This window comes from Pseudoalteromonas sp. S1608 (genome assembly GCF_005887265.1).
Classification (GTDB): Bacteria; Pseudomonadota; Gammaproteobacteria; order Enterobacterales; family Alteromonadaceae; genus Pseudoalteromonas; species Pseudoalteromonas undina.
Map to the genome: position 1 here is coordinate 28231 of NZ_PNDK01000002.1, position 24473 is coordinate 52703.

20 protein-coding genes are annotated in these 24473 nt (G+C 38.9%); 13 read left to right on the forward strand and 7 right to left on the reverse strand.

Going from position 1 to position 24473, the window contains the following annotated elements:
* Positions 1 to 9 precede the first annotated feature (9 nt).
* Entirely contained in the window at positions 10 to 522 is a 513-nt protein-coding gene (locus CWB75_RS00450) for an MgtC/SapB family protein (protein WP_008110519.1), read from the forward strand.
* A 13-nt stretch (positions 523 to 535) separates the two neighbouring features.
* Here the strand turns inward: CWB75_RS00450 and CWB75_RS00455 are convergent, their stop codons facing one another.
* Positions 536 to 1765 (reverse strand): sensor domain-containing phosphodiesterase, encoded by a 1230-nt coding sequence (locus CWB75_RS00455; protein ID WP_138569590.1) that lies wholly within the window; start codon positions 1763 to 1765, stop codon positions 536 to 538.
* Positions 1766 to 1894: 129 nt separating this feature from the next.
* Entirely contained in the window at positions 1895 to 2905 is a 1011-nt protein-coding gene (locus CWB75_RS00460) for a GlxA family transcriptional regulator (protein WP_138569591.1), read from the reverse strand.
* 128 nt (positions 2906 to 3033) lie between these two features.
* On the opposite strand from CWB75_RS00460, the gene CWB75_RS00465 reads away from it, so the two are divergent.
* Together CWB75_RS00465 and CWB75_RS00470 are read left to right on the forward strand one after the other, a co-directional pair.
* Complete coding sequence (locus tag CWB75_RS00465) at positions 3034 to 4941, forward strand: beta-ketoacyl synthase (protein ID WP_138569592.1); 1908 nt, start codon at positions 3034 to 3036, stop codon at positions 4939 to 4941.
* A gap of 457 nt (positions 4942 to 5398) precedes the next feature.
* Positions 5399 to 7213: a CBM96 family carbohydrate-binding protein gene (locus CWB75_RS00470; protein ID WP_138569593.1), complete on the forward strand. Its 1815-nt coding sequence runs from the start codon at positions 5399 to 5401 to the stop codon at positions 7211 to 7213.
* Between the two features lie 117 nt (positions 7214 to 7330).
* Here the strand turns inward: CWB75_RS00470 and CWB75_RS00475 are convergent, their stop codons facing one another.
* Positions 7331 to 8515 (reverse strand): acetyltransferase domain-containing protein, encoded by a 1185-nt coding sequence (locus tag CWB75_RS00475; RefSeq protein WP_138569594.1) that lies wholly within the window; start codon positions 8513 to 8515, stop codon positions 7331 to 7333.
* 202 nt (positions 8516 to 8717) lie between these two features.
* On the opposite strand from CWB75_RS00475, the gene CWB75_RS00480 reads away from it, so the two are divergent.
* Complete coding sequence (locus tag CWB75_RS00480; protein ID WP_138569595.1) at positions 8718 to 9092, forward strand: hypothetical protein; 375 nt, start codon at positions 8718 to 8720, stop codon at positions 9090 to 9092.
* Here the strand turns inward: CWB75_RS00480 and fghA are convergent.
* Both fghA and CWB75_RS00490 read right to left on the reverse strand, forming a co-directional pair.
* Entirely contained in the window at positions 9046 to 9888 is an 843-nt protein-coding gene (gene fghA, locus CWB75_RS00485; RefSeq protein WP_138569596.1) for an S-formylglutathione hydrolase, read from the reverse strand. The genes CWB75_RS00480 and fghA overlap by 47 nt on opposite strands.
* Before the next feature lie 58 nt (positions 9889 to 9946).
* Complete coding sequence (locus tag CWB75_RS00490) at positions 9947 to 11068, reverse strand: S-(hydroxymethyl)glutathione dehydrogenase/class III alcohol dehydrogenase (protein ID WP_138569597.1); 1122 nt, start codon at positions 11066 to 11068, stop codon at positions 9947 to 9949.
* Positions 11069 to 11198: 130 nt separating this feature from the next.
* Between CWB75_RS00490 and CWB75_RS00495 the strand changes: the two genes are divergently transcribed.
* The 7 genes from CWB75_RS00495 (at position 11199) to CWB75_RS00525 (ending at position 18965) form a co-directional block, all read left to right on the forward strand.
* Positions 11199 to 12071: a LysR family transcriptional regulator gene (locus tag CWB75_RS00495; protein ID WP_171039087.1), complete on the forward strand. Its 873-nt coding sequence runs from the start codon at positions 11199 to 11201 to the stop codon at positions 12069 to 12071.
* Positions 12072 to 12207: 136 nt separating this feature from the next.
* Positions 12208 to 13425, forward strand: coding sequence for a lipoprotein-releasing ABC transporter permease subunit (locus tag CWB75_RS00500; RefSeq protein ID WP_138569599.1), 1218 nt, complete (start codon positions 12208 to 12210; stop codon positions 13423 to 13425).
* The gene (gene lolD, locus CWB75_RS00505; RefSeq protein WP_010389881.1) at positions 13418 to 14116 is read left to right on the forward strand and encodes a lipoprotein-releasing ABC transporter ATP-binding protein LolD; all 699 of its coding nucleotides are present in this window, start codon (positions 13418 to 13420) and stop codon (positions 14114 to 14116) included. The genes CWB75_RS00500 and lolD overlap by 8 nt, the downstream gene beginning before the upstream one ends.
* Positions 14106 to 15350, forward strand: a complete 1245-nt coding sequence (locus CWB75_RS00510) for a lipoprotein-releasing ABC transporter permease subunit (protein ID WP_138569600.1) — start codon at positions 14106 to 14108, stop codon at positions 15348 to 15350. The genes lolD and CWB75_RS00510 overlap by 11 nt, the downstream gene beginning before the upstream one ends.
* 98 nt (positions 15351 to 15448) lie before the next feature.
* Positions 15449 to 15922 (forward strand): YehS family protein, encoded by a 474-nt coding sequence (locus CWB75_RS00515; RefSeq protein ID WP_055011902.1) that lies wholly within the window; start codon positions 15449 to 15451, stop codon positions 15920 to 15922.
* A 402-nt stretch (positions 15923 to 16324) separates the two neighbouring features.
* A complete protein-coding gene (gene gdhA, locus CWB75_RS00520) occupies positions 16325 to 17677 on the forward strand; it encodes an NADP-specific glutamate dehydrogenase (protein ID WP_138569601.1) in 1353 nt (450 codons plus the stop codon).
* Positions 17678 to 17858: 181 nt separating this feature from the next.
* The gene (locus CWB75_RS00525; protein WP_138569602.1) at positions 17859 to 18965 is read left to right on the forward strand and encodes a GGDEF domain-containing protein; all 1107 of its coding nucleotides are present in this window, start codon (positions 17859 to 17861) and stop codon (positions 18963 to 18965) included.
* Between the two features lie 45 nt (positions 18966 to 19010).
* Here the strand turns inward: CWB75_RS00525 and CWB75_RS00530 are convergent, their stop codons facing one another.
* The gene (locus CWB75_RS00530; protein WP_138569603.1) at positions 19011 to 20744 is read right to left on the reverse strand and encodes an AMP-binding protein; all 1734 of its coding nucleotides are present in this window, start codon (positions 20742 to 20744) and stop codon (positions 19011 to 19013) included.
* A gap of 169 nt (positions 20745 to 20913) precedes the next feature.
* Positions 20914 to 21360, reverse strand: a complete 447-nt coding sequence (locus CWB75_RS00535) for a DUF3010 family protein (RefSeq protein ID WP_010389888.1) — start codon at positions 21358 to 21360, stop codon at positions 20914 to 20916.
* Positions 21361 to 21734: 374 nt separating this feature from the next.
* On the opposite strand from CWB75_RS00535, the gene thrS reads away from it, so the two are divergent.
* Together thrS and infC are read left to right on the forward strand one after the other, a co-directional pair.
* A complete protein-coding gene (gene thrS, locus CWB75_RS00540; protein WP_138569604.1) occupies positions 21735 to 23645 on the forward strand; it encodes a threonine--tRNA ligase in 1911 nt (636 codons plus the stop codon).
* 59 nt (positions 23646 to 23704) lie between these two features.
* Positions 23705 to 24265, forward strand: a complete 561-nt coding sequence (gene infC, locus CWB75_RS00545) for a translation initiation factor IF-3 (RefSeq protein ID WP_008466946.1) — start codon at positions 23705 to 23707, stop codon at positions 24263 to 24265.
* The last annotated feature ends 208 nt before the right edge of the window (positions 24266 to 24473 follow it).

Sequence of the window (24473 nt, forward strand, 5' to 3'; positions counted from 1 at the left end):
GGATATTAAGTGACATTTTTAGATTTTATCGATGTAGCGCCATACTCATGGGCAGCTATTGGCACCGCCGCTTTTTGTGGCGCTATTATTGGTATAGAGCGTCAATTGCGCGGTAAACCTGTGGGTATTCGCACATCAGCATTAATAACGTTAGGCACATATTTGTTTTTATCTACGGCGTTTAATTTACAAGGGGATGTGATTGATCATTCTCGTGTAGTGGGGCAAATAATCACGGGTATTGGTTTTTTAGGCGCAGGCGTTATGCTAGCAAAAGATGGTGCAGTGGTAGGGGTTACCTCCGCGGCCACTATTTGGGTGCTTGCGTCTATTGGGGTGATGATCGCAACCGAAAACTTAGGTGCTGCAATTAAGCTTTCTATATTGGTGGTTGGTATTTTATATGGTGTTGATGTGCTCGAAGCTAAGTTTAAAAGCCTCAGCAAAGGGGTGCACGCTAAAGTAAAAAGTTATCACAAACGTTATTATCGAAAAGACAGTATAGATAGCGAACGCCACTAAATAGTGGCGTTTTTCATGCTGGTAGAGTTGCGTTTAGCAAACTAAGTGCATCGTTAATTGCTGTGGGGCGGCCAATAAAATAACCTTGCACACTATCTACATTGAGCTTTCTTAACGAGTTGAGTTCTTCTTCAGTTTCAATTCCTTCGGCAACGATGGTGCAGTCGATTGCTTTTGCAAACCCACACAGTGCTTTTGCTAGCAAAAACTTACGATCATCAGTGTTTATATTTTGTGTGAGGCTGATATCTAATTTAATAATATCGGCTTCAAGCTCTAAAATGTGCTGAAATGACGAAAAGCCTGCGCCTACATCATCAATAGCTAAGCGAAGGCCTTTGTTTCTGAGAGGCCTAAGTGCAGTTCGCATTTTTTCGTAGTCGGAAATTGGCGAATGCTCAGTAATTTCTAATACTAGCCTAGTGCAGTCAATGTTTTGTAATGTATTTTTAAGTGCACCGCTTAGGATATGCGATGGTGAGCAATTAATAGCAATGTAAGTTGAATTATTAAATTTGGCTATGTTGGTGACTGCATTTTTAATGGCTAGCATTTCTAATGCTTCATTTAAGCCAACCTTTTTTGCTTCTTTAAACCATACATCAGGAGTTTTATAAGGTGTAGTAAAAAATCGAGCAAGTGATTCAAAACCTGCAACTTTATTATTTTTTAAACTAAAAATAGGTTGAAAGTAGATACTAATATCATTATCGCTAATAATTTGCTCAATAGCTGACTTGGCGTGATTACGCGATATACTTTTTGATAAGTTTTTTTCAATTAAGCCAGTCGCTATTTCCGAAATAATATTTAAAAACGATAAATCGCGATCGTTCAAGCTTTCATCATGGTGTGATTTATAACAACAAAAAGTACCGTATAATTTACCGTTTGACAGGTTGATAGGTACACCGATATAAGCGCCTATACCTAACTTTTCGGTTACGGGCATAGCCTTGGTTATTGGGTTTGCGTAGGTATTAGTAATAATAGGACTAAGCTTGTCATCGGTGATTTTTTGACAATACGTTTCATTAATCGGATCGGCATTACCCACTTTAACAATTTGGTTTTCAGAGGGATTATCGACCACTTTAAAAACCCGCTCATCGTTAATAAATTCAGATATAAAAGCAACATCCATATCTAAATGTTTGCGAACTAACGCGAGTAAGTCAGCTAGTTTAGCCTCAATGGATGCGTTGCTTTGTTGATCGACAAGCAGATTGGTAAGTTTATCCATCAGCTATCTCCCTGTATTAATTTCACCACGCTTCATGCGTAATACTATAATTTATATATATAAAAAAATCTAATCAAGGCTATATCAATCTTTGCTAACCATCAAAAGTGAACACGGTTTAGTTAAAACTTAACCAAATAATTTTCGTCGCACGACTTTACGGTATTCGCTGGGTGTTTGGCGTAATACTTTTTTAAATACTCGGGTTAAATGCCCTTGGTCATTATAGCCAACCTCTAAAGCAACTTCCTGAATCGATAAATTAGAAGATGCCAATAAATCTTTGGCGCCTTCTACTCGTAATTGTTGCCAATATTCGATTGGACTTTGGTTAGTGGCACTTCTGAAGCGACGGGTAAAGGTGCGATAACTTAGACTAAATTGAGCCGCAACCTCCTGTAAGTTGAGCTCACTGGCTAGATTGGTTTTTAACCAAAACTGTATTTGTGCAATCAGCTCATCTGGGTGTCTATCTACTGCTCCCTCTAAGTAACGTTGATCTTCATAGGGTTTACGAATTTCATGGGAAAAGTTGCGCTCCACATGTTGTGCCGCTTCTTTACCATAATATTGACTAATAATATGTACGATAACATCAGCAAGTGCATTTAAACTGGCTACGGTATACATACGTTCTGACTGGGTGATAAAAAAATCAGGTTTTAAACTTACATTAGGGTAGTCATGCTTAAACTGTTTAGCATAATGCCAATGGGTAGTAGCGGGATGTCCGTCAAGTAAACTAGCCTCTGCAACAAAACAATTACCTGTGCCTACTCCAATTATATGACTTCCTACGGTAAAGCTCTCGATCAGCCAAGTGACTAATTGTTGATTAGCGCGTATCACCGGGCGAGGGTTACGCCAAATACCAGGCACAATAACTAAATCGCAATAAGGTGAGTTTTCGCTAGTACAATCAGGAATAATCGATAGTCCAGTTCGCGTCTTAATGGCATCACTATTTTTAGCCACTAAATGAATAGCCAGAGGTTTAAAGTTATTTTTATCACTATGGCCTTTAGCAAAAGCCTCACCCGCACGCAGCATCTCAATCGGTAATGTGAGACTGGTTACCAACAAATGCTCAAACACTGCGATACCAATATTTATGGGGGGATTTAATGGGTTGTTGCTCATTGTGAATGCTCCGACCAGTTGTTTTTGGCCTTTTATGCCGCTTATTTGGCTATTAAAGCACAAAGGCGTCTCTATAATCCAATTAAACTAATGTCATATTCTTATAACACGCATTTTAAAGGTAAATTATGACTGCATTACCCGTTATTGTAGGCATGGGAGGCATTAATGCCGCTGGCCGTACTTCTTTTCATCAAGGTTATCGTCGTATCGTGTTAGATAGCTTAGCGGCGCAAGCTCGCCAAGAAACGTTTTTAGGCCTTGCCACATTAATGAACTTAGTGACTACAGTAAACGGCCAACTTGAAGACAGCCAAGGTAATCATGTTGAGCAAAGCGACATTGAAGCACGCTTTGGTGAGCAAATTATTGCTGGTACATTAATTCGAAAAATTGAAAAAGAACATTTTGATGTTGATGCCACACCTTGGCAGCAAAAAATGACTTTAACGGCTTCAGATGATAGTTCAATTGTGTTTGAAACACGTCGTCGTGACTTACCATCGCCTTTACCAAGCAACTGGCAAATAGATGAGCTTGATAATAAAAAAGTAAAAGTCACGATTGCTGCTGAGCTAGATGTAAAACATGACTCAACCCGTGATAACCCGATTAAGTCGGCTGGGCAATTTCCAACCGGGTTTGATCCTGCCATTATGTATAACAGCCGCTACCAGCCGCGCGGTTTACAAGCGACCATATTTGCTGCCACCGATGCAATAAAATCAACAGGACTTGATTGGCAACATATTATGAATAGCGTAGAGCCAGATAAAATTGGTACCTATTCAGCATCGGTTATTGGTCAAATGGATGATAAAGGCTTAGGTGGATTAGTTAAAGCGCGTCAGCAGGGCGATCGTGTTAGTACTAAACAGTTAGCGCTGGGTTTAAATACGATGTCGACCGATTTTATTAACGCCTATGTTACTGGGAATGTGGGGACGACTTTTTCAACTTCAGGCGCATGTGCCACATTTTTATATAACTTGCGCGCTGCCGTTAACGATATTCAAGCTGGTCGTACCCGTGTTGCAGTGGTTGCAAGTGTTGAATGTGCGATTACTCCAGAAGTGGTTGAAGGTTTTGGTAATATGAGTGCGCTGGCCAATATTGAAGGTTTGCGCCGTTTAGATAATTTAAGCAATGATGATGAGCCTGACTACCGTAAAAGTAGTCGTCCATTTGGTGAGAACTGCGGTTTTACCTTAGGTGAGGGGGCTCAGGTTGCTATATTAATGGATGATGCACTGGCTCTGGAACTCGGTGCAGATATTATGGGCAGTGTGCCGGATGTATTTGTGAATGCCGATGGAGTTAAAAAGTCAATTACCTCACCTGGGCCTGGCAACTACATCACCATGGCGAAATCAGCAGCACTTGCTACTAGCTTGTTAGGTAAAGAGGCACTGCAACAACGTAGCTTTATTTTAGCGCACGGCTCAAGTACGCCACAAAATCGTGTTACTGAATCTTTAATTTATCATAAAGTAGCGCAAACATTTGCTATTGATAACTGGAAAGTGACTGCGCCTAAAGCCTATGTAGGCCATACTATTGCGCCTGCTAGTGGCGATCAGCTTGCCATTGCGTTAGGTGTATTTAGTCATAATATTATGCCAGGTATTACCACCATTGATAAAGTAGCCGACGATGTTTACAGCGAACATTTAGATATTCGTAATAGCCACTACGATTGTGGTGATATGGATATTGCGTTTATTAACTCAAAAGGCTTTGGTGGAAATAATGCAACAGCGACTGTACTGAGCGCAAAAGTAACCATGCAAATGCTTGCTAAACGCCATGGTGATGCACTGATGAACAGCTATGTTGAAAAACATAGCCAAGTAAAAGATGCACAGCATACTTACCAAACGCAAGCCGATTTAGGTCAATACTCGCTAATTTACCGTTTTGGTGATGGCTTGATTGATGAAAATGAGATTGTTTTAGATGAGCACAGCATTACACTGCCAGGCTTTGAAAAAGCAATTACATTTAGTACAACAAATTCCTATCAAGATATGTTCTAAGCACACATACTTGTTAGCAAGGCGCTTTTATAGCGCCTTTTTTAATGTTTGATTTATGACTAAATCAGTACATTTTATTTAAAGAACTTTCAAAAGTTAAGTGCAGTAAATCTCCAGTTTGGTGATGTCTAACTATCTAAATTGTAGCTCAGATCTCACGAGTTAGTATGTTGTAATCTTGTTCATATTCCAGTTAAAGAAATAATAGCTCATCACTTAAATATTAAAAATCATATCCTTTGTAGTTGCTCAGAGATACTAACTCTTGTGAATTACTAAATAATTAAATCTGTAGAAAAATTGAAAATACCAGCTTTGCTTCGTATCATTATTATTAACTAGTAAAAGTTTGGTTGATTAGGGTTTAAGTATTACCTTTTTGTCCTCATCAGATATTTATAATTTTATTATTTGGTAAAACTTGTTTTCTGCTTAAGCAATTAGTTAAGGATAGAAAATGAAATTCACATTATTACATCGCAGGTTTCCCCTACAAATAAAACTCACTTTTTATGCTTTATTATTCGCAGCTAAATCAAGTTTTGCTTCTGTTATTTTATTTGATGATGAGCCTAGAAATGGGGCTAAGTTATGGGCAACCTCATCTAGTGAATCGACTTTAACCCAAATTGGTGAGCCAGTAGTTGATGGAGAAAGAGCTATATCAATGCAGGCACACTATTGGACTCAATCAGGATTACGCATTGCTCAAGTACCTCCTTTTAAAAATTCAATTCTTGAGGCAAAAATATACAGAAAATCAGGAAATAAGGGCTCTTTAATGTTCCGTCGCGGTAACGATTCATTAAAAATAAATCTTGACGAAACCAATAACGAATTTTGGACATTGGATGGTATGCCCGGCCATAATAACTTTTCAGACGATACATGGCACACGATTAGAATAAATCTAAATGGCTTTAATCTTGATGAAAATGAAAAAGTTCTAGCTATTGGTATTCAAGGTCCTCTTGGAACAGGTATATTTTATATGGACTCGGTTTCCTTTATCGAGGGAGAGCCAGATAATGATATTTCTCCGCCGTTAGCTGGTAATTGGGAGCTGACTTTTGAAGATAACTTTAATTCAACTTTATTAAACCCTAACAATTGGCATGTTGGAAAGCAATATTTAGGAATGAGTGGTATCGCAGGTAATGCTGGGCGAGAAACTATTCGCATTGAAAATGAAATGTTGCAGCTTGAATCAGAAAAAAACACATTAAATCAAGGAACCAAACGTTACTTTTATAAAGCCGCTGAGGTAAGTACTTTTCGTAAATTTAGACAAAAATATGGTTACTTTGAAGCTAAAATTAAGTATGACTCAGTACATGGTGCTTGGCCTGCATTTTGGTTACTACCTGACAAAGGTATTTATGGTAATAATACTTATAGGAGGCAGTCATTATTAAAATTTAATCTTGATGATGTATCTACTACTATTTCTTCTGCATTCTTAAGACTTAAAATCTCTGAAGCAAACACTCAAAGCAGCATAGCTGTGCATAAAACACTTTCCACAGATTGGACCCAAGATACTGTAACTTGGAATACTAAACCGCAGATTGATCCTTTATGGTTTAGTCATAGCTATGGAGAGGTTACGGGAAACATAATTGAAGTGGATGTTACCAGTTATATAAGAGAGCAAAAAAGCTCTGGTAAAGAGGCTAGCTTTGCATTGATTGACAATTATATGCGTAGCCAGCTTATAAAAATTTTTAGTAGTGAATCGAATAATATTTCTGATAGGCCTGCTTTAATTGTAAATGAAGAAAGTTTATCCCCGACTGAAGATGCTTTTGTGCGAGGAGGTAATTATGCAGATACTAATTTTGGTCAAGAGCCACTTCTATTAATTAAAGATACTTGGGGAGATACCTCACCTACCTTCGATAAGGGAATGGAGTTTGATATTATGGAGAGTTTAGGTATTTGGGGGGAAGACATCAGTATCTCTGCTCTGCATTGGGATGGTTACGGTAGTCAACATAAGTCAATAAGTTCTGGCGAGCTTTATCATAATTATTCCCCTGATGGTTTTCATGTATATGGCATGCATTGGGAGCCTGGTTTTGTCGGTATGTATATAGATGGTGAAAAAGTTTGGGAGCACTATGACGACAGAGTTGGAAGTTTACCTTCTTACATTATTTTATCGTTACAAGTAGGTGGTTGGGATGGTAATGAAAATAATATTAGTGATGATTTTAAAGCTAATATGCTTGTAGACTATGTAAGAGTTTGGAGTGAAGCGCAATATGATTAATCGCTTTAACTTTGTAGTTGGTGATGTTTATTTTGATAAGGATTAAAATATTAGCATTTAACCATAATTAGCTCAAACGTGTTCTCCCCACAATAAAGTTGTGGGGAGAAAGTAAGGTTAAATATACTTAGCAATTAAACTGTGTTTATTTTTTTGCTTCCATGCTAAATAATAATTGGCAAGAACGGCTGTTAGGCCAATTACGACTGCAATAAATATCAGTGTTGCAACATAGCTCATACCGTATCCAGTTGGTAAACCCACCAGTGTTTCGCCATAAGTCATATCAGAAAAACTAAAGCCTAAAACAGGGATAAGTAACCAACTTATTGCATGCAGTAAATACAAGTGGGCTAAGTACGAGAACATACTGGTTTTACCCAATACTTGTAAAAACTTTGGCGAAAAATCACTTTTTAGCTTGCTCAATAGTTTAAGCATAATTAGGCCTATACCAACGGTTAACAACATAAACTGCAGGGAAAGTGGGTATTTGGTCGGGTTTAAGAATGACATTATAGTGAGTAAATAAGAGTCACTAATCGTAAATATTGATGCGTCACCATAAAGATTAAAGCCACGCAAAAGCGTATATAAAACTAGGCAGCTTACACCCAAAATTAAGCCATAATCCATAACTCGGTTACTGTATTGCTTGGCTTTATAAAAAACACCTGCACAATAGGCTAACGCCATTAACCCAACAATAGGTGCTACGGGGTAGGTGGTTCTAATTTTAAAGTTAAAAGGAAGTTCGAGTACATTTTTTTGATGTAAAACAGACCATATCGTATTTGCGATTGTATTTGGCTCAAAGTTGACGGCATCAAATAAGTTGTGGCCAAATACTAAAATTAAGCCCATGGCAAAAATCGCATACAGACCGATTAAACGTAAAAGCCCCAGAATAATAAATCCCCAACCTATAGCCCAAATAACCTGAGCGTATAACATTGGAAACAGTGGATTAAAGCTCCAAGACCACGACACAATAGTAAATTCAAATAATATAAGGACTAGTCCACGTATAATTAAACTTTTTGAAAAAGCTTGCGTGGAAGTGTATTTATGCTCGGTTATTGCAGCTGAAAGGCCCGCTAAAAATACAAATAATGGCGCACAAAAGTGCGATATAAAACGAGTGAAAAAAGTAAGCGCATCTGTTCCTGGTATGCTCATGGGATCGGTCACTGAATAATTAAGACAATAATACATGCCGTGATCAATCACCATAAATATAATAATAAGACCTCTGAGTAAGTCTATATGGTGTAAACGATTTTGAGATAAAGGTAATGACATAAATATGCTTTGGTATGGATGAAAAAACGAGTTTAATTATATGTTATGTTATATCATTTTGCGAGAGTGATAATAAAATACTTTAGTATAAATTATGTTGTAAACAATTTTCACTTACTAACAGATTTTTACAGTTTTACTTTTTTAATGGAGTTACTCTATTAACTAAATAGTTAAAGTTGAAGCTACTAAAGGGTTAAACATGAAAAAAATATTTTTTTTATCACTATTGCTGATGCTTAATGGCTGTACATTTTTTGGCGTTATGTTGGATGGACAAGCAGCCTCAAATGCACAAGAAAATCAGCGGATGAAAAATCCAGCTCGGTCTACTCCTTATGAAAATCCATTTGAGCCAGTTCCAGTTGATAAGGATGGATTTTCTTTTGCAGAGCTAGGTTTAAAAATAGACTCTGCAGTATTTAGTTTAGTAAAAGGAGATGACGGTGTGATTAGAAAATGCAGGCAGGTCACAAAAAATCTTAAAGAATGTGTAGAAGTAGATAAATCTACTCTACACAGTAATGAATCTAAGCAGTTAAAAACTGATGATGAAATAATAAGTGTTGGTCTATAAAACTACTAATGAAATAGTAACTATGGTCGTAACCAGCTTGCATTTCGAGTGTTAACGGATAGCCTTTCTGTGTAGCTACAGTTACTAACTTTTGTGGCTTAAGTTGCTCATCTAAAAAGTTATCTGCATCACCTTGGCTAACCAACATAGGTAAATAATCAGCTTGTTTGGCTTGTTGCATTAATTCGCAGCTATCATATTCTGCCCAGACTGATTTATCAGTACCTAAGTAGCCAGTAAAGGCTTTAACACCCCAAGGACAATCTATCGGGTTTACAATTGGGCTAAATGCTGTAGCGCTGGTATAAGCTTTAGGATTTTTAAGGGCAATTATTAATGCGCCGTGGCCACCCATAGAATGCCCAGAAATTGCTTTTTTAGTTGTTACTGGAAAATGTTGCTCTATTAATGCAGGTAGTTCCTTCACCACATAATCGTACATATTAAAATGAGTATTGTAAGGTGCCTGCGTTGCATTGACGTAAAACCCTGCACCTTGCGCAAAATCGTAGCTATCTTCGTTAGGAACGTTTTCACCACGCGGACTGGTATCAGGTGCGACAATAGCGATGCCTAGCTCTGCCGCTTTTTTAAACGCGCCTGCTTTTTGCATAAAGTTTTCATCGGTACAGGTTAATCCTGATAACCAATAAAGTACTGGTACTTTATTTTTTTCACTGGCGCCTGGTGGTAAAAATACCGCAAAACGCATGCTGCAATGGGCGCTTGAGGAAGTATGGCTATACTGCTTATGCCAGCCACCAGCCACTTTTGCTGTTGAGATATTTTCTAACATAACAATCCTTAAAAGCCGTTACTTAATAGCAACGGCTGGTAATGGTGATTAAAAGAAATTAGTAATGAATAACAGTACGAATACTCTTACCTTCGTGCATTAAATCAAATGCATCGTTAATTTCTTCAAGGCTCATGGTGTGGGTAATAAAATCATTAAGGGCGAATTCACCCGCCATGTAACGCTCTACAATTTCAGGAAGTTGCGAACGACCTTTAACGCCTCCAAATGCGCTACCACGCCATACACGGCCAGTAACAAGTTGGAACGGGCGAGTTGAAATTTCTTGGCCAGCACCAGCTACACCAATAATTACAGATTCTCCCCAGCCTTTATGACAACACTCAAGGGCAGAGCGCATTACATCAACGTTACCAATACATTCAAATGAGTAATCAACACCGCCGTCGGTCATCTCTACAATCACTTCTTGAATTGGCTTGTCGAAGTCTTTTGGATTAATTAAGTCGGTAGCACCGAGTTTAGTCGCAAGATCAAACTTAGAGGTGTTAATATCAATACCAATAATACGGCTTGCACCAGCCATTTTGGCGCCAATAATGGCCGACAAACCAATGCCACCTAGACCAAAAATTGCCACCGTATCGCCCGCTGTTACTTTTGCCGTATTTGTTACAGCGCCCATACCGGTAGTGACACCGCAGCCCAATAAGCAAATTTCCTCTAAAGAGGCTTCTTTATTTACTTTAGCTAGCGAGATTTCAGGAAGTACTGTGTATTCAGAAAAGGTCGACGTCCCCATATAGTGATAAATTGGTTGGCCGTCTTTGAAAAATCGCGTTGTGCAATCTGGCATTAAGCCTTTGCCTTGTGTTTCGCGTACAGCAGAGCACAAGTTGGTTTTACCTGAAGTACACATTTTGCATTCACCACATTCTGCGGTGTATAGAGGAATAACGTGATCGCCAACTTCTACACTTGTAACGCCTTCGCCCACAGCGTAAACCACCCCGGCACCTTCATGGCCTAAAATAGCGGGGAAAATGCCTTCAGGATCTTCACCTGATAAAGTAAAAGCATCTGTATGGCATACACCTGTGGCAGTAATTTTTACCATCACTTCGCCTTTTTTAGGCATCATCACGTCAACTTCTTCAACGCTTAAAGGCTGATTAGGGCCCCAAGCAATCGCTGCTTTTGATTTTATAAATTCAGACATGTGTATATCCTTTGTAGTGGTTTGAATATCAATTGTAGACCCAAACTTTTTGGGTGATGTGCTTATTGTATTTATTTCTATAACAATGATAATCTCTAAATTAATAAAACACTTTTACAGTATGGTAATAATGATGCGTTGGGAAGGGGTTGATGAGTTTATTGCTGTTGGCGAAGAGGGAAGTTTTACTCAAGCTGCACAGGCGTTGGGTCTATCGGTTGCCCATATTAGCCGCCATGTTACTAAGCTTGAACAACGGTTAAATACCCAACTTTTAACGCGTACGACCCGAAAGGTGGTATTAACCAAAGAAGGTGAGCAGTTTTTACACCAAGTAAAACATTTACAACACGCTATGGATGAAGCCACTCAGGGGCTCGCGTCTGTGCAAACATCCCCTAAAGGTAAAATTAAATTAACCGCACCGGTTATGTATGGTGAAAGTTTTATTATGCCGATAGTGCATTCGTTTATGCATGATCACCCCGAGGTAGAAGTAATCGCAACGCTCTCTAACGAGCAAGAAAACTTGCTGGAGGGCGGCTTTGATTTAGCCATTCGATTAGGCCATTTAAAAGATTCGAGTTTAAAAGCGCGACGCTTGAGCTCTCGGCGATTTATTATGTGTGCTGCACCAAGCTATTTAGCGCGTTTTGGCGAACCCCATACGTTAGGTGAACTTAACCAGCATCAATGCTTAATTGGTAACAGTAGTTATTGGCGAGTAAATGAAAACGGTCGTGACAAACATATTAAAGTAGCAGGGCGGTTGCATTGCAATAGCGGTTGGGCACTGGTTGACGGCGCTAAAAAAGGGTTGGGTATTGTTCAGTTGCCGGATTACTACATAGAGAATGAGATAAAAACAGGGCAGTTAGTACCAATATTAACAGCTTATCAACATCAGCAAGAGGGTGTGTGGGGGCTTTATCCTCCTCGGCAATTTGTTGCTACTAATGTACGGGTATTACTTGATTATCTAGTAACAGGATTAAAAGTTTAGCTTGGCTTAGTGATTTGCTTATAATATAGCCAAGTATAAGATTTATAAATTATTTCTTACATTTATGGTGATATTCAATTGCGCTGAGTTCGTGCTACTATAAAGCCACACTTTTAGCATTAATGTTTTAATTAATATGTTTCAACCTGTTAGCCTGTTTATCGGACTTAGATATAGTCGCTCTTCCAAAGGCAATGCGTTTATTTCGTTTATTTCTTTTTTTTCTATTGCAGGTATAGCGATTGGTTTAATGGCGCTCTTTACAGTAAGTAGTGTCATGAACGGTTTTGAAAGCAGCCTGAAAACGAATATGCTCGGACTCATTCCACACGTTGAAGTGCAGGCAAAACAACACTCTAAAGCGCAAATGAATACTCTTAAAGCCGATCTTGAGCAATCACCGTATGTTGATCATGTTAGTTTATACCGCCATGGTGAAGCTATACTACAAACAAATAAAGACTTGCATGGTGTGCTACTGCAAGGGCTCTATGATAATGATGGCTCGCTTTATAAAATCACTGACAAAGTAGTGCAGGGGAATTGGCAAAGCGTATTAAATAATAATTACCACATTGCTATTAGCCGTTATCTAAGTCGTAAACTCGGCGTTAGCTTGGGCGATAAACTGCGCGTTATTATGCCCAATGCGTCAACTTATACACCCCTTGGTCGTGTTCCTAGCCAGCGTTTATTCAAAATTGCTGCTATTTACGAAACTGGTTCAGAAATTGACATGGGACTGGCATTTACCAGTGGTGTGTCATTGCAACGAGTATTAAAGCAAAGTAGCTCTACACCCCCTAATTTAAGTGTGTCACTGCATGAGCCATTTGCACTTGATGAATTTATTCAAGACAGCCAACTTATTCTAAAGAATTTTAAATACACCGATTGGCGCAGTAGCCAAGGCACTTTATTTGCCGCTGTGGCGATGGAGAAACGCATTATGTCTATGTTATTGGGCTTAATCGTGCTGGTGGCGGTGTTCAATATTGTGTCGGCGCTCACCATGATGGTGAGTGAAAAACAAAGCGAAGTTGCGATACTGCAAACACTAGGGCTAACGCCAAGCCAAGTACAAACGGTATTTATGGTTCAAGGTTTGTATAACGGTGTGATTGGTACGGCAGTAGGTGCCTCTTTAGGTATTTTATTTAGCTTATATATTAATGAACTGCTGGCGTTGGTTGGCTTAAATTTATTATCGGGGATTTCACTGCCGGTCAAATTTGATGCGCTTAGCTTAAGTGTGATTGCGCTTTTAAGCTTAGCAATGAGCTTTTTAGCGACTTTATATCCTGCGCGCCAGGCCGCTAAAGTAAACCCAGCCGAGGTATTACGTTATGAATGATTTAGTAATTAGTTGTGAACAAATAAGTAAAGTGTACCAAGACGGGCAAAACCAAGTTGAGGTATTAAAAGGGGTTGATTTAGCCCTAACCCAAGGTGAAATGCTAGCTATTGTAGGTAGCTCAGGTTCAGGTAAAAGTACCTTATTGCATATTTTGGGTACCTTAGATACCGCCAGTTCTGGCAGTGCAAAAATCAAAAACCAAGATGTGGCTAAACTTTCTCGCAGCCAACAAGCCGCATTTAGAAATCAAAACTTAGGGTTTATTTACCAATTTCATCATTTATTGATGGAATTTAGTGCGGTTGAAAATGTTGCTATGCCACTGTTAATAAAAGGCTTGAGTGCCAAAGAAGCAAATGTAAAAGCTCTCGACATGCTCGATAAAGTCGGCCTTGCGCACAGAAGTAGCCATAAACCGTCGGCACTTTCTGGTGGCGAACGCCAACGTGTTGCCATAGCGCGTGCTTTAGTGACTGAGCCTGCACTGGTTCTTGCAGATGAGCCAACGGGTAATTTAGATAAGCAAAACGCGATTAAAATTTACGATTTAATTAACCAGCTAAATAAAAGTTTAAACACCAGTTTTGTGGTGGTGACTCATGATTTAGAACTTGCCGACAAGCTGGGTAAAATAGCGTATTTAGATGATGGTAAATTATCAATAAAAGAGTCAAACCATGTTGCTTAGTGCCTTTATAAGTAAACGTTTCAGAGCCTATTCAGGCCATAAAGATGAAAAAAACGCGTTTGTTAGTTTTATTGCTAAGGCATCTACTATTGGTATTTTACTTGGTGTTGCCGTTTTAATTGTGGCGTTATCGGTGATCAATGGTTTTGAACAACAATTGGTTCATCGTTTATTAAGTGTAGTGCCACAAGTTGAATATGTAGCACCAAGCAGGCCGATTGCTGATTGGCCCAGCAAAGTCGAAAAATTAAAACAGCAACCACAAGTAACAGGAGCAGCCCCATTTATAGCAGTAAATGGTATGGCGCAATTTAAAAGCCAATTAAAAGCAGTTGAAATACGTGGTGTTGAGCCTTCGTTAGAGAGTGACGTATCAGCGGTTAACCAATTTACACAAGGTAAATTAGTCAGTCAGCTAGCACTTGAGGATGTTATTTTAGGCAAGCAAATTGTCACTCAACTTAATATATCAATAGGCGACAATGTCACTTTATTGATCCCACAAATTAGTGAAAAAGGGCAATCATTACTTGCGCCAAAACGGGTCACATTGACACTCGCAGGCGTTATAGAAATGGGCGGTCCTATTGATAGCAGTGCCGCGTTTATTCACCTTAGCAAAGCACAACAAACCTTAGGTTACGATCAAAGCCAAGTAACTGGCTTACGTTTACGAGTTGATGATGTGTTTGCAGCGCACCAAATAGCGCTGAGAGTAGGGCAAACAGTCACTGATTATGTGTATATATCGAGTTGGTTTAGAACCCAAGGCAGCTTGTATCAAGACATTCAAATGGTTCGCACGATCGTTTATATTGTGGTGTTTTTAATTATTGCAGTCGCCAGTTTTAACATTGTTTCGTCATTAGTGATGGAAGTGCGCGAAAAAGAAGGCAATATTGCCATTTTAAAAACCATGGGTGCCAAAGACAGTACTATATTGGCTACTTTTGTAATGCAAGGCTTAACTCAAGCATTTGTTGGCGTAGTTTTAGGCTCTATTATTGGAGTCATTCTAGCAATCAATATTAGTGAGCTCTTTACTTGGCTGAGTTTATTGCTGGGTGAAAATCCGCTAGAAGGTGTATATTTTATCGAATTCTTACCGAGTAAATTAGTTTGGCAAGATATAGTGTTAACTGTTATTTCCACCTTTGTGCTTGCAATATTGGCGACGCTGTATCCAGCATGGCAAGCAACACGTGTTGATCCGGCAAAAGTATTGGGTAATTAAACACAGTATTTAATAGGGCGCTTAGTGTAACTCTGATAAACTGCGCCGCTATTAAACAGCTTTTGTTTGCTGAGCACTTATTTACCTTGGGATTTACTTTGACAAATAACGATATTTTACGCCGTATTCGCTACACCTTTGATTTAACAGATTCAGCAATGGTTGACGTGTTCGCCGCTGCAGAGCAGAGCGTTAGCACTGAGCAGGTGATTGCATGGTTAACTAAAGAGGGCGAGCAAGGTTACACCCCAATAAGTGACACCGAATTTGCGGTATTTTTAAATGGCTTTATAAACACTAAGCGCGGTAAACGTGACGGTGAGCAGCCAATCCCAGAGACTAAATTAAACAATAATATTATTTTTATGAAATTACGTATTGCTTTAAATATGAAAGCAGAAGACGTGATAGCCACACTCGCCTTAGTTGATTTTGATTTAAGTAAGCATGAACTCAGTGCATTTTCACGTAAAGTTGAAAACAAACATTACCGTGTGTGTAACGATCAAGTTTTACGTTTATTTTTAACTGGTGTGCAGCGTACTTTTCGCCCAGATGGCGAAAAAGCTTAATGCATTTTATGGAGGTTGATTAGCAACTTCCATTTAAACCTCTTAAACGAACTCACTAAAATCTACGCTATTATTAGTCTTATCCTTCTACAACTTCAGTCTCATAAAGCATTTTATGTTGTCGCTCTCGTAAAAACGTAGAGTCGTATGTTGTTTTACTATTTTTTTAATACTTTTAACGTGTTATTCATTCAAACTGGCATTTTTAGCATACAAATTCTTTTTTAACGGGTTTTTATACAAAAGAAACAACAATTTAATTCAACATCAAACACGTGCATCCAGTTTATTTATGATGTTAAAGTGTAAAAATAATGATCGCATAATCAATTTCTCCACTAACAATAACGTTGATCATTTTTCCTGTTTCGAATTAAAAAATACCCACATGGAAGAATAAATATGAATTATATACACAGAACAATTGCGCAATTAAAGCAGACGAGTCCTGCGCAATGTGAGTTTTATCAGGCAGTAGAAGAAGTGCTAGACTCGCTAGAGCCAATATTTGCGCAAACCAGTCATTACCAACAACAAGCAATTATTCAAAGAATGGTAGAGCCAGAGCGTCAGTTAATGTTTCGCGTGCCTTGGGTTGATGACGAGGGCAATATTCAAGTTAATAAAGGCTACCGTATCGAATTTAATTCGGCGCTTGGCCCTTACAAAGGCGGCTTACGTTTTCATCCAAGTGTAAATGCCAGCATCATAAAATTTTTAGGCTTTGAACAAATTTTTAAAAATGCACTGACTGGTTTGCCTATAGGCGGCGGCAAAGGAGGCGCTAATTTTGATCCAAAAGGACGCTCTGATGGCGAGATAATGCGTTTTTGCCAATCGTTTATGACCGAGTTATATCGTCATATTGGTCCTACAACCGATGTACCTGCAGGGGATATTGGTGTAGGGGCACGAGAAATTGGTTATATGTTTGGCCAATACAAACGCTTAACAGGGCGCTATGAAGGCGTACTAACCGGTAAAAGTTTACTTTGGGGCGGATCGCTTGCTCGTAAAGAAGCAACGGGTTATGGCGCAGTGTATTTTGCTAACTATATGCTTGAAGATCGTGATGACAGCTTATCAGGAAAACGCTGTTTAATTTCAGGCTCTGGCAATGTGGCAATTTATGCCATGGAAAAATTATATCAATTAGGGGCTACGCCTATCACCTGTAGTGACTCAAAAGGCACTTTGTACGATGAGAGTGGCATTGACTTAAAACTCATTAAGCAATTAAAAGAGCAATCACGAGGGTGTTTGAGTGACTACCTAGATACTCACCCTCAGGCAAAGTATACGCCTCGCGATGAGTACCCTCAAGATGGTCATGCGGTATGGCGTTACAGTGCGGATGCGGCTTTTCCTTGTGCTACACAAAATGAATTAACCCGAGCGGATGCAAAAGCACTACTTGAAAATGGCTGTACTTTAGTCAGTGAAGGAGCAAATATGCCTTCAACCAAAGAAGCGATTGATTGCTTTATTGAAGCAAAAATTGCTTATGGACCTGGCAAAGCAGCAAATGCAGGTGGGGTGGCAACGAGCCAATTAGAAATGGCACAAAATGCCAGTATGCAAAGCTGGACATTTGAGCAAGTAGATGAAAAGTTAAAGCAAATAATGAAAGATATTTTCACTACAGCTAACGATACCGCAAAAGAATTTAATCAACCCGGTAACTTGTTACTTGGTGCAAATATTGCTGGATTTAGACGTGTAGCAGATGCAATGATTGAACAGGGCGTTGTATAGAAACGCATCGGCTATTTATTAGTGAACCCAATAATTTTTATCTATATCTTGAGCAGGCATTGTTCAGGATATAGCAAAAGTAATGTATAATATTATTTAATAAGGTAAATTTAACTCGCTAATTAATAACAATAAACTATAGTGTGGATAAGGATAAGTGAGCTTATTAAGGAGAGTGCCGGTGCGTCTTATTCCCGCAATTTTTTATTTTTCAAGTGCAACAGAGCACAACTTCCAAAATCAACTCAATAAAAGCTCAATGCGTCTTGCTGATGCATCACTATATCTAGTAACACTGTTTTTATTGTCTTTTATTTTTATGTCTTGGCTTAATCAACAAGAGCCTGCCAATTCAACCATAACAATTTTACGCGTAACTATGGTGTTGTTATCGATAGTCCTCATTATCGTAAATAGAACATTAAGTTCAGAGTACTTGCATTCGCGCTTTTTCAGTTATGCGGTTTTATTTTGTTTTTTATTTAGTTATTTCTTTTGGGAATATGTGCAACGCTATAGTGAATTAAAAGAGGGTGGACCTATGCTTGTCGCTGCTGCATTTATAGCCATACCGATGCTGCATTTAGGACATAAACTGGTTTTATGGTCAATAATTGGCATTGCCCTGATATTTATTGAGCTTTTTTCTTCTACTTCGATTGCGTGGACACTTTATTTTTATTTCAGCATAGTTATTGTATTGGCCATAGTGCAATATCAACTAGATACCCTATTAAGAAAGCAATATAAATCGGAATTATTTGAAACTGAAAAAGCCAATACCGATCAATTAACAGGTATGCATAATCGGCATAGTTTTGATAGACGCTGTAAAGCATTAATTAACAAGTTAGCGCCATCACAATATTTAGGGTTAGCCATGATTGATGTCGACTATTTTAAAAATTATAACGATAACTACGGCCACTTAGAGGGAGATAACGTACTAATAGCAGTCGCAAACCGACTAAAGCATTGTGACGCTGATATTGTGGTGCGTTTTGGTGGTGAAGAATTTATATTGGTAAAAACATTACAGGCAAATGAGTTAGATTGGTTGAGTGACTTACCTAAACGCTTTGCTGACGACCCGATTGCACATCAGTATTCACCCTTTAACCGTATTACTGTCTCTGCTGGTATTGCAATTGATAAATACACTACATATAGACCTTCAATTAAATCATTGTTGGCAACAGCTGATGTAGGGGTTTATAAAGCTAAAAATGCAGGACGAAATATAAGTATTACTGACTTTGTTGTTCCTAAACAGCCTGAAATTGAGTAAGACAATGCAAAGCACTAAGCTGATAGTGCTTTGCATTTAACCAGCTTATGAAAATGCAGATTCGGCGAGCTCTTCTTGCATTTGTTCGCGCATTTTAAATTTTTGCAATTTGCCGGTTACCGTCATCGGATAATGTTCAACAAAGCGAATATATTTAGGCTGTTTAAAGTAGGCGAGTTTGTCTTTTAAAAATAATCGAATTGCTTGCTCATCAAGCACTTCACCTTCTTTAGGCTGGATCCAGGCACACACTTCTTCGCCAAACTTTTCATCGGTAATACCAAAAATTGCCGCATCTTGTATCCCTGGGTAGGTGTATAAAACTTCCTCAATCTCACGGGGATATATATTTTCTCCGCCGCGAATAATCATGTCTTTAATTCTGCCAACAATACTGACAAAGCCTTCACTGTCCATTACCCCTAAATCGCCAGAATGTAACCAACCTTGATTATCGATAGTAGCTTTGGTTTTTTCTTCATCGTTCCAATAGCAACGCATAATACCAGCTCCACGGCTACAGACTTCACCTGGTTGGCCTATTTTTTGAACTTCACCCACCTCATCAATAATCTTTACTTCAGTGTGCGCAAGCGCTCGTCCTACAGTGGTGACTTGACGCTCAATTGATGAGTCGGTTTCAGTGATATTGTTGATTGGGCTACACTCTGTTTGTCCATAGGCTATAACGACTTGGTTCATATTCATTAGTGTTTGTACTTTACGCATAACTTGTTCGGGGCAGGTTGAGCCTGCCATAACGCCGGTTCGTAATGTAGTTAAATCATAATCACTAAAGTTATTAAGCTCTAATTCGCTTATAAACATGGTAGGCACGCCATGAAGCCCGGTACATTTTTCTTGTTGTACCACCTCTAATGTGGTTTTTGGATCGAAAGAATCACTTGGATAAATAGCTGCAGCGCCTTTACTTACACACAATAAGCTACCCAAAACCATGCCAAAGCAATGATAAAGCGGTACAGGGATACACAGCTTATCATGTTCAGTAAAATGCATTGCTTGGGCAACAAGCAGTGCATTATTAAGAATGTTTTTATGCGTTAGCGTAGCCCCTTTAGGGTTTCCTGTGGTGCCAGAGGTAAACTGAATATTAATGTCTTGATTACAGTTTAGGGTTTTAGCCACCGCTTGAAGTTCTAACTGGTGGGCATCTGAGGGCATGGCGAGTACTTCATTAAACGAAAACATACCATTTACTGGCTCATCACCTATACAAATTACATTTTTTAATGAAGGGAGCTTAGCGGCTTTTAATTCCCCTTTTTGGCAACTATTTAGCTCTGGGGCTAAACTTTGTAGCATATTAACGTAGTGACTGCCCTTAAATGAGGTAGCAGTAATAAGCGTGGAACATTCAACACTATTAAGCGCATATTGCAGTTCACTGGGGCGGTAAGCTGGGTTAATACACACCATGATTGCGCCGATTTTAGCCGTTGCAAATTGAGTTAAGCACCATTGTATATTATTGGGTGACCAAATACCGACCCTGTCACCTGATTTAACCCCTAATGCCAACAACCCCATAGAAAGCTGATCAATCTGCTGCTGAAACTCCTTATAGTTTAAGCGAATATTTTGGTGAGCAACAACAACTGCCAATGCCTCTGGGTTATTGTCGACAATTGAATCAAGGTATTCTCCAATAGTTTGCTCTATTAGCGGTGTGCTTTGAATCCCCTTAAAATAACTATTTGATAGCGGTATAGTGTTTATTTGTTCTACTTCTTTATGCACTGTTTGTGTCGCTTTCATGACATTCTCCATGTTTTTATCTATCCAAGGCTTGTTGATTAAATAAACATGAATTGTCGACAAAGGGAAGAGGGTTAGACTAATGTCTTACACTTTTATTTGAAAATTTAGACATAAAAAAACGCGTAATATTGAGCTATTACGCGTTTTTACAAGGATGCAATTGGTATTACATTTCGTCGCTGCGGTAGGTTTTTTTCATGATATAAACGTAAGCATTGACGAATGCATTTTCTTGATATTTTTTAAGACCAGTGTCTTCGAACGCGATAGGGATTGGGTTGCGTTTTACTTGCTCTTTTATTTCAGTAGTTGAAAACACGCGAACATCGAGGTTGTCGATTAATTGAATAGCCGTTTCCATTTTGAACCCTTTAGCGCTACCTGCAAATTTACCTTTAGGCTGGCGTTCGCGAATGGCAACAGAATCAATTTGGTAATCTTGCATCAGCTTTGCAAAATCAAATTGAAATTTACGCATTATTTCAGTGTCGTTACCGTTACCTAAGGTAAAGCGTGTTTGGCGCACGTCACGAATATCAAAAACGTCGTTATCTTTACTTAAAATACAAAGTAGTACATCGCTACCGGTAATTTCTACACCACATGTTCTCATTGTTAATCTCTACTATAACTTAATTACCGGTTATTATACGCAACACGCATTAAAATGCGAGTTTAAGCACTTTGTGTGCTGCTTTAATATAGTGCTTTACGTTAATTTGATGCGGCGTGACTGAAGAAAAGTTATTAATTGCACATTTATGTTAAAAATGCGTGGTTTTTAGTAGCTTAAAACTTGTAATTAACGCTGCAGCACGCGACAATATCTTTTTTGTAGTTGAGCAGACTCAGCATCTACATTAGCCTTTGACGGCGAAAAATAGTCAATGCTTATTCGTAAAAGCGTTGTCGAGTCATTCTCATTTAATTAATTAAAAAATACACGTGATACATTGTAGGTGTCACCACTGTATGTAAGGATTTATAATGCCAGTTATTACTCTCCCTGACGGTAGTCAGCGTAGTTTTGAAAACCCTGTAAGCACGCTTGATGTTGCAAACGATATCGGCCCTGGTCTTGCTAAAGCAACCATCGCCGGTCGTGTTAATGGCGAACGCGTGGATGCATGTGATTTAATTTCAGCCGACTCTCGTCTTGAAATTATTACAGCAAAAGATGACGATGGTTTAGAAATTATTCGCCATTCTTGTGCCCACCTAATTGGTCATGCAGTTAAGCAACTTTTCCCAGACGCTAAAATGGCGATTGGTCCTACTATCGATAACGGTTTTTACTATGATATTGATATGGAACATTCGTTATCTCAAGATGATCTTGATGCTATTGAAAAGCGTATGTTACAGCTTGCAAAAACAAACTACGATGTAGTGAAAAAAACCGTTAGCTGGCAAGAAGCACGCGACACGTTTGCGGCGCGTGGCGAAACATACAAAATAGAAATTCTTGACGAAAATATTGCTCAAGATGATCGCCCAGGTTTATACCACCACGAAGAATACGTAGATATGTGTCGTGGACCACACGTTCCTAACATGAAATTCTGCCAAAACTTCAAAATTATGAAGGTAGCAGGTGCATACTGGCGTGGTGATTCTGAAAATAAAATGCTGCAGCGTATTTACGGCACAGCGTGGGGCGATAAAAAGCAACTTAAAGCGTACTTAAAGCGTTTAGAAGAAGCTGAAAAACGTGATCACCGTCGTATTGGTAAAGCACTTGATTTATGGCACTGGCAAGAAGAAGCGCCAGGCATGGTATTTTGGCACAACGATGGTTGGAGCATTTACCGTGAATTAGAAGAATTTGTGCGTGAAAAATTACGTGAGTACCAATACGAAGAAGTAAAAGGTCCAATGATGATGGACCGTTCGTTATGGGAAAAATCAGGTCACTGGGAAAAATATTCAGAAGCCATGTTTACCACGGAATCTGAAAAGCGTGAATACGCAATTAAGCCAATGAACTGTCCAGGTCACGTACAAATATTTAACCAAGGTTTAAAATCATACCGTGATTTACCACTGCGTATGGCTGAGTTTGGTTGTTGTCACCGTAACGAGCCATCAGGCGCACTTCACGGTTTAATGCGTGTGCGTGGCTTTACCCAAGATGATGCGCATGTATTCTGTACTGAAGAGCAAATCATGGATGAAGTATCGGCCTGTATTAAAATGGTTTACGATACGTATGAAACATTCGGCTTTGAAAAAATTGTAGTTAAACTTTCAACTCGTCCAGAGCAACGTATTGGCGAAGATGAAATGTGGGACAAAGCTGAGATTGCACTTGCTGATGCACTTAAAGCAAACGACATTGAATTTGATTACCTACCAGGTGAAGGGGCGTTTTATGGTCCTAAAATTGAATTTACTTTGTACGATTGCTTAGACAGAGCGTGGCAGTGTGGTACAGTGCAACTAGACTTTGCATTACCTGGTCGTTTAGGCGCAACATATGTGGCTGAAAATAACGAACGACGTACACCTGTTATGATACACCGCGCTATATTAGGGTCTATTGAGCGTTTCATCGGTATTTTAACAGAAGAGTATGCTGGTTTATTCCCAACGTGGCTTGCGCCTAAGCAAGTGGTGATTATGAATATCACCGATAAACAAGCACCGTATGTTCAGGAAATTGTACAAAAATTAAATAAACTTGGAATTAGAGCCGCTGCTGACTTGAGAAATGAGAAGATTGGCTTTAAAATCCGTGAGCATACACTTAAGCGTATTCCTTACTTATTGGTTGTTGGCGACAAAGAAGTTGAGCAACAAGAAGTAGCAGTACGAACTCGCACAGGTGAAGACCTAGGCAAATTTAATGTCGATGATTTTGTAACTAAAATTAGTGAAGAAATCAAAAATCGACAGTAAAAATCGAGCGTGTAGGGCAAGCAAAAATAGCCAGCTACACGCTTATATTATTGATATTCTTGGAGGAACGTACTATTAGAGGCGGCAAGAAAGGGCAACAAACAGCTCAAAAAAATCGTATTAACGAAGAAATTACAGCGCAAGAAGTTCGTTTAATCGACATCGACGGCGAACAAGCTGGAATTCAGTCATTAAAAGACGCGCAAGCTATGGCTGATGCAGCGGGTGTTGATCTTGTAGAGATCAGTCCAAATGCTGAGCCGCCTGTTTGTAAGGTTATGGATTACGGTAAGTTCATCTTTGAAAAAAGCAAAGAACTAAAAGAGCAGAAGAAGAAGCAAAAGCAGATCCAGATTAAAGAAATCAAATTCCGTCCAGGTACGGATGAAGGTGATTATCAGGTTAAGCTACGCAACTTACGCAAGTTCTTAGAAGCTGGCGATAAAGCTAAGATAACTATCCGCTTCCGTGGTCGTGAAATGGCTCACCAAGAAATTGGTATCGAATTATTAAACCGTATTAAAACCGATTTAGAAGAATTAGCAGTTGTTGAATCTTTCCCAAATCGTGTTGAAGGCCGTCAAATGGTTATGATGATGGCGCCGGTTGCTAAAAAGTAATAATTAGGCGATAATACGCACCGAATTTAGCTCAGGTTTGCAAGTGATATGAAAATGTCCACCTGAGTTAACCGGTTTTAAAGTAAAATTGCGGTATTTATATCGGGTTTTCACCGGAACATAGCAGTAAGTTAGGCCTTTAAAGTGGAGCTATAGCAATATATCTCACGCCTTCTTACTAATTTTAAAGCAATACAATTGGAGTTAT

Excerpts from the sequence above, each read along its gene's own strand:
- fghA (WP_138569596.1), bottom strand. The coding sequence starts at position 9,888 with ATGTTAGAAAATATCTCAACAGCAAAAGTGGCTGGTGGCTGGCATAAG.
- CWB75_RS00455 (WP_138569590.1), bottom strand. The coding sequence starts at position 1,765 with ATGGATAAACTTACCAATCTGCTTGTCGATCAACAAAGCAACGCATCC.
- CWB75_RS00460 (WP_138569591.1), bottom strand. The coding sequence starts at position 2,905 with ATGAGCAACAACCCATTAAATCCCCCCATAAATATTGGTATCGCAGTG.
- CWB75_RS00535 (WP_010389888.1), bottom strand. The coding sequence starts at position 21,360 with ATGAGAACATGTGGTGTAGAAATTACCGGTAGCGATGTACTACTTTGT.
- CWB75_RS00470 (WP_138569593.1), top strand. The coding sequence starts at position 5,399 with ATGAAATTCACATTATTACATCGCAGGTTTCCCCTACAAATAAAACTC.
- CWB75_RS00495 (WP_171039087.1), top strand. The coding sequence starts at position 11,199 with ATGATGCGTTGGGAAGGGGTTGATGAGTTTATTGCTGTTGGCGAAGAG.
- CWB75_RS00465 (WP_138569592.1), top strand. The coding sequence starts at position 3,034 with ATGACTGCATTACCCGTTATTGTAGGCATGGGAGGCATTAATGCCGCT.
- gdhA (WP_138569601.1), top strand. The coding sequence starts at position 16,325 with ATGAATTATATACACAGAACAATTGCGCAATTAAAGCAGACGAGTCCT.
- CWB75_RS00480 (WP_138569595.1), top strand. The coding sequence starts at position 8,718 with ATGAAAAAAATATTTTTTTTATCACTATTGCTGATGCTTAATGGCTGT.
- thrS (WP_138569604.1), top strand. The coding sequence starts at position 21,735 with ATGCCAGTTATTACTCTCCCTGACGGTAGTCAGCGTAGTTTTGAAAAC.
- lolD (WP_010389881.1), top strand. The coding sequence starts at position 13,418 with ATGAATGATTTAGTAATTAGTTGTGAACAAATAAGTAAAGTGTACCAA.
- CWB75_RS00500 (WP_138569599.1), top strand. The coding sequence starts at position 12,208 with ATGTTTCAACCTGTTAGCCTGTTTATCGGACTTAGATATAGTCGCTCT.
- CWB75_RS00475 (WP_138569594.1), bottom strand. The coding sequence starts at position 8,515 with ATGTCATTACCTTTATCTCAAAATCGTTTACACCATATAGACTTACTC.
- CWB75_RS00530 (WP_138569603.1), bottom strand. The coding sequence starts at position 20,744 with ATGAAAGCGACACAAACAGTGCATAAAGAAGTAGAACAAATAAACACT.
- CWB75_RS00510 (WP_138569600.1), top strand. The coding sequence starts at position 14,106 with ATGTTGCTTAGTGCCTTTATAAGTAAACGTTTCAGAGCCTATTCAGGC.
- CWB75_RS00490 (WP_138569597.1), bottom strand. The coding sequence starts at position 11,068 with ATGTCTGAATTTATAAAATCAAAAGCAGCGATTGCTTGGGGCCCTAAT.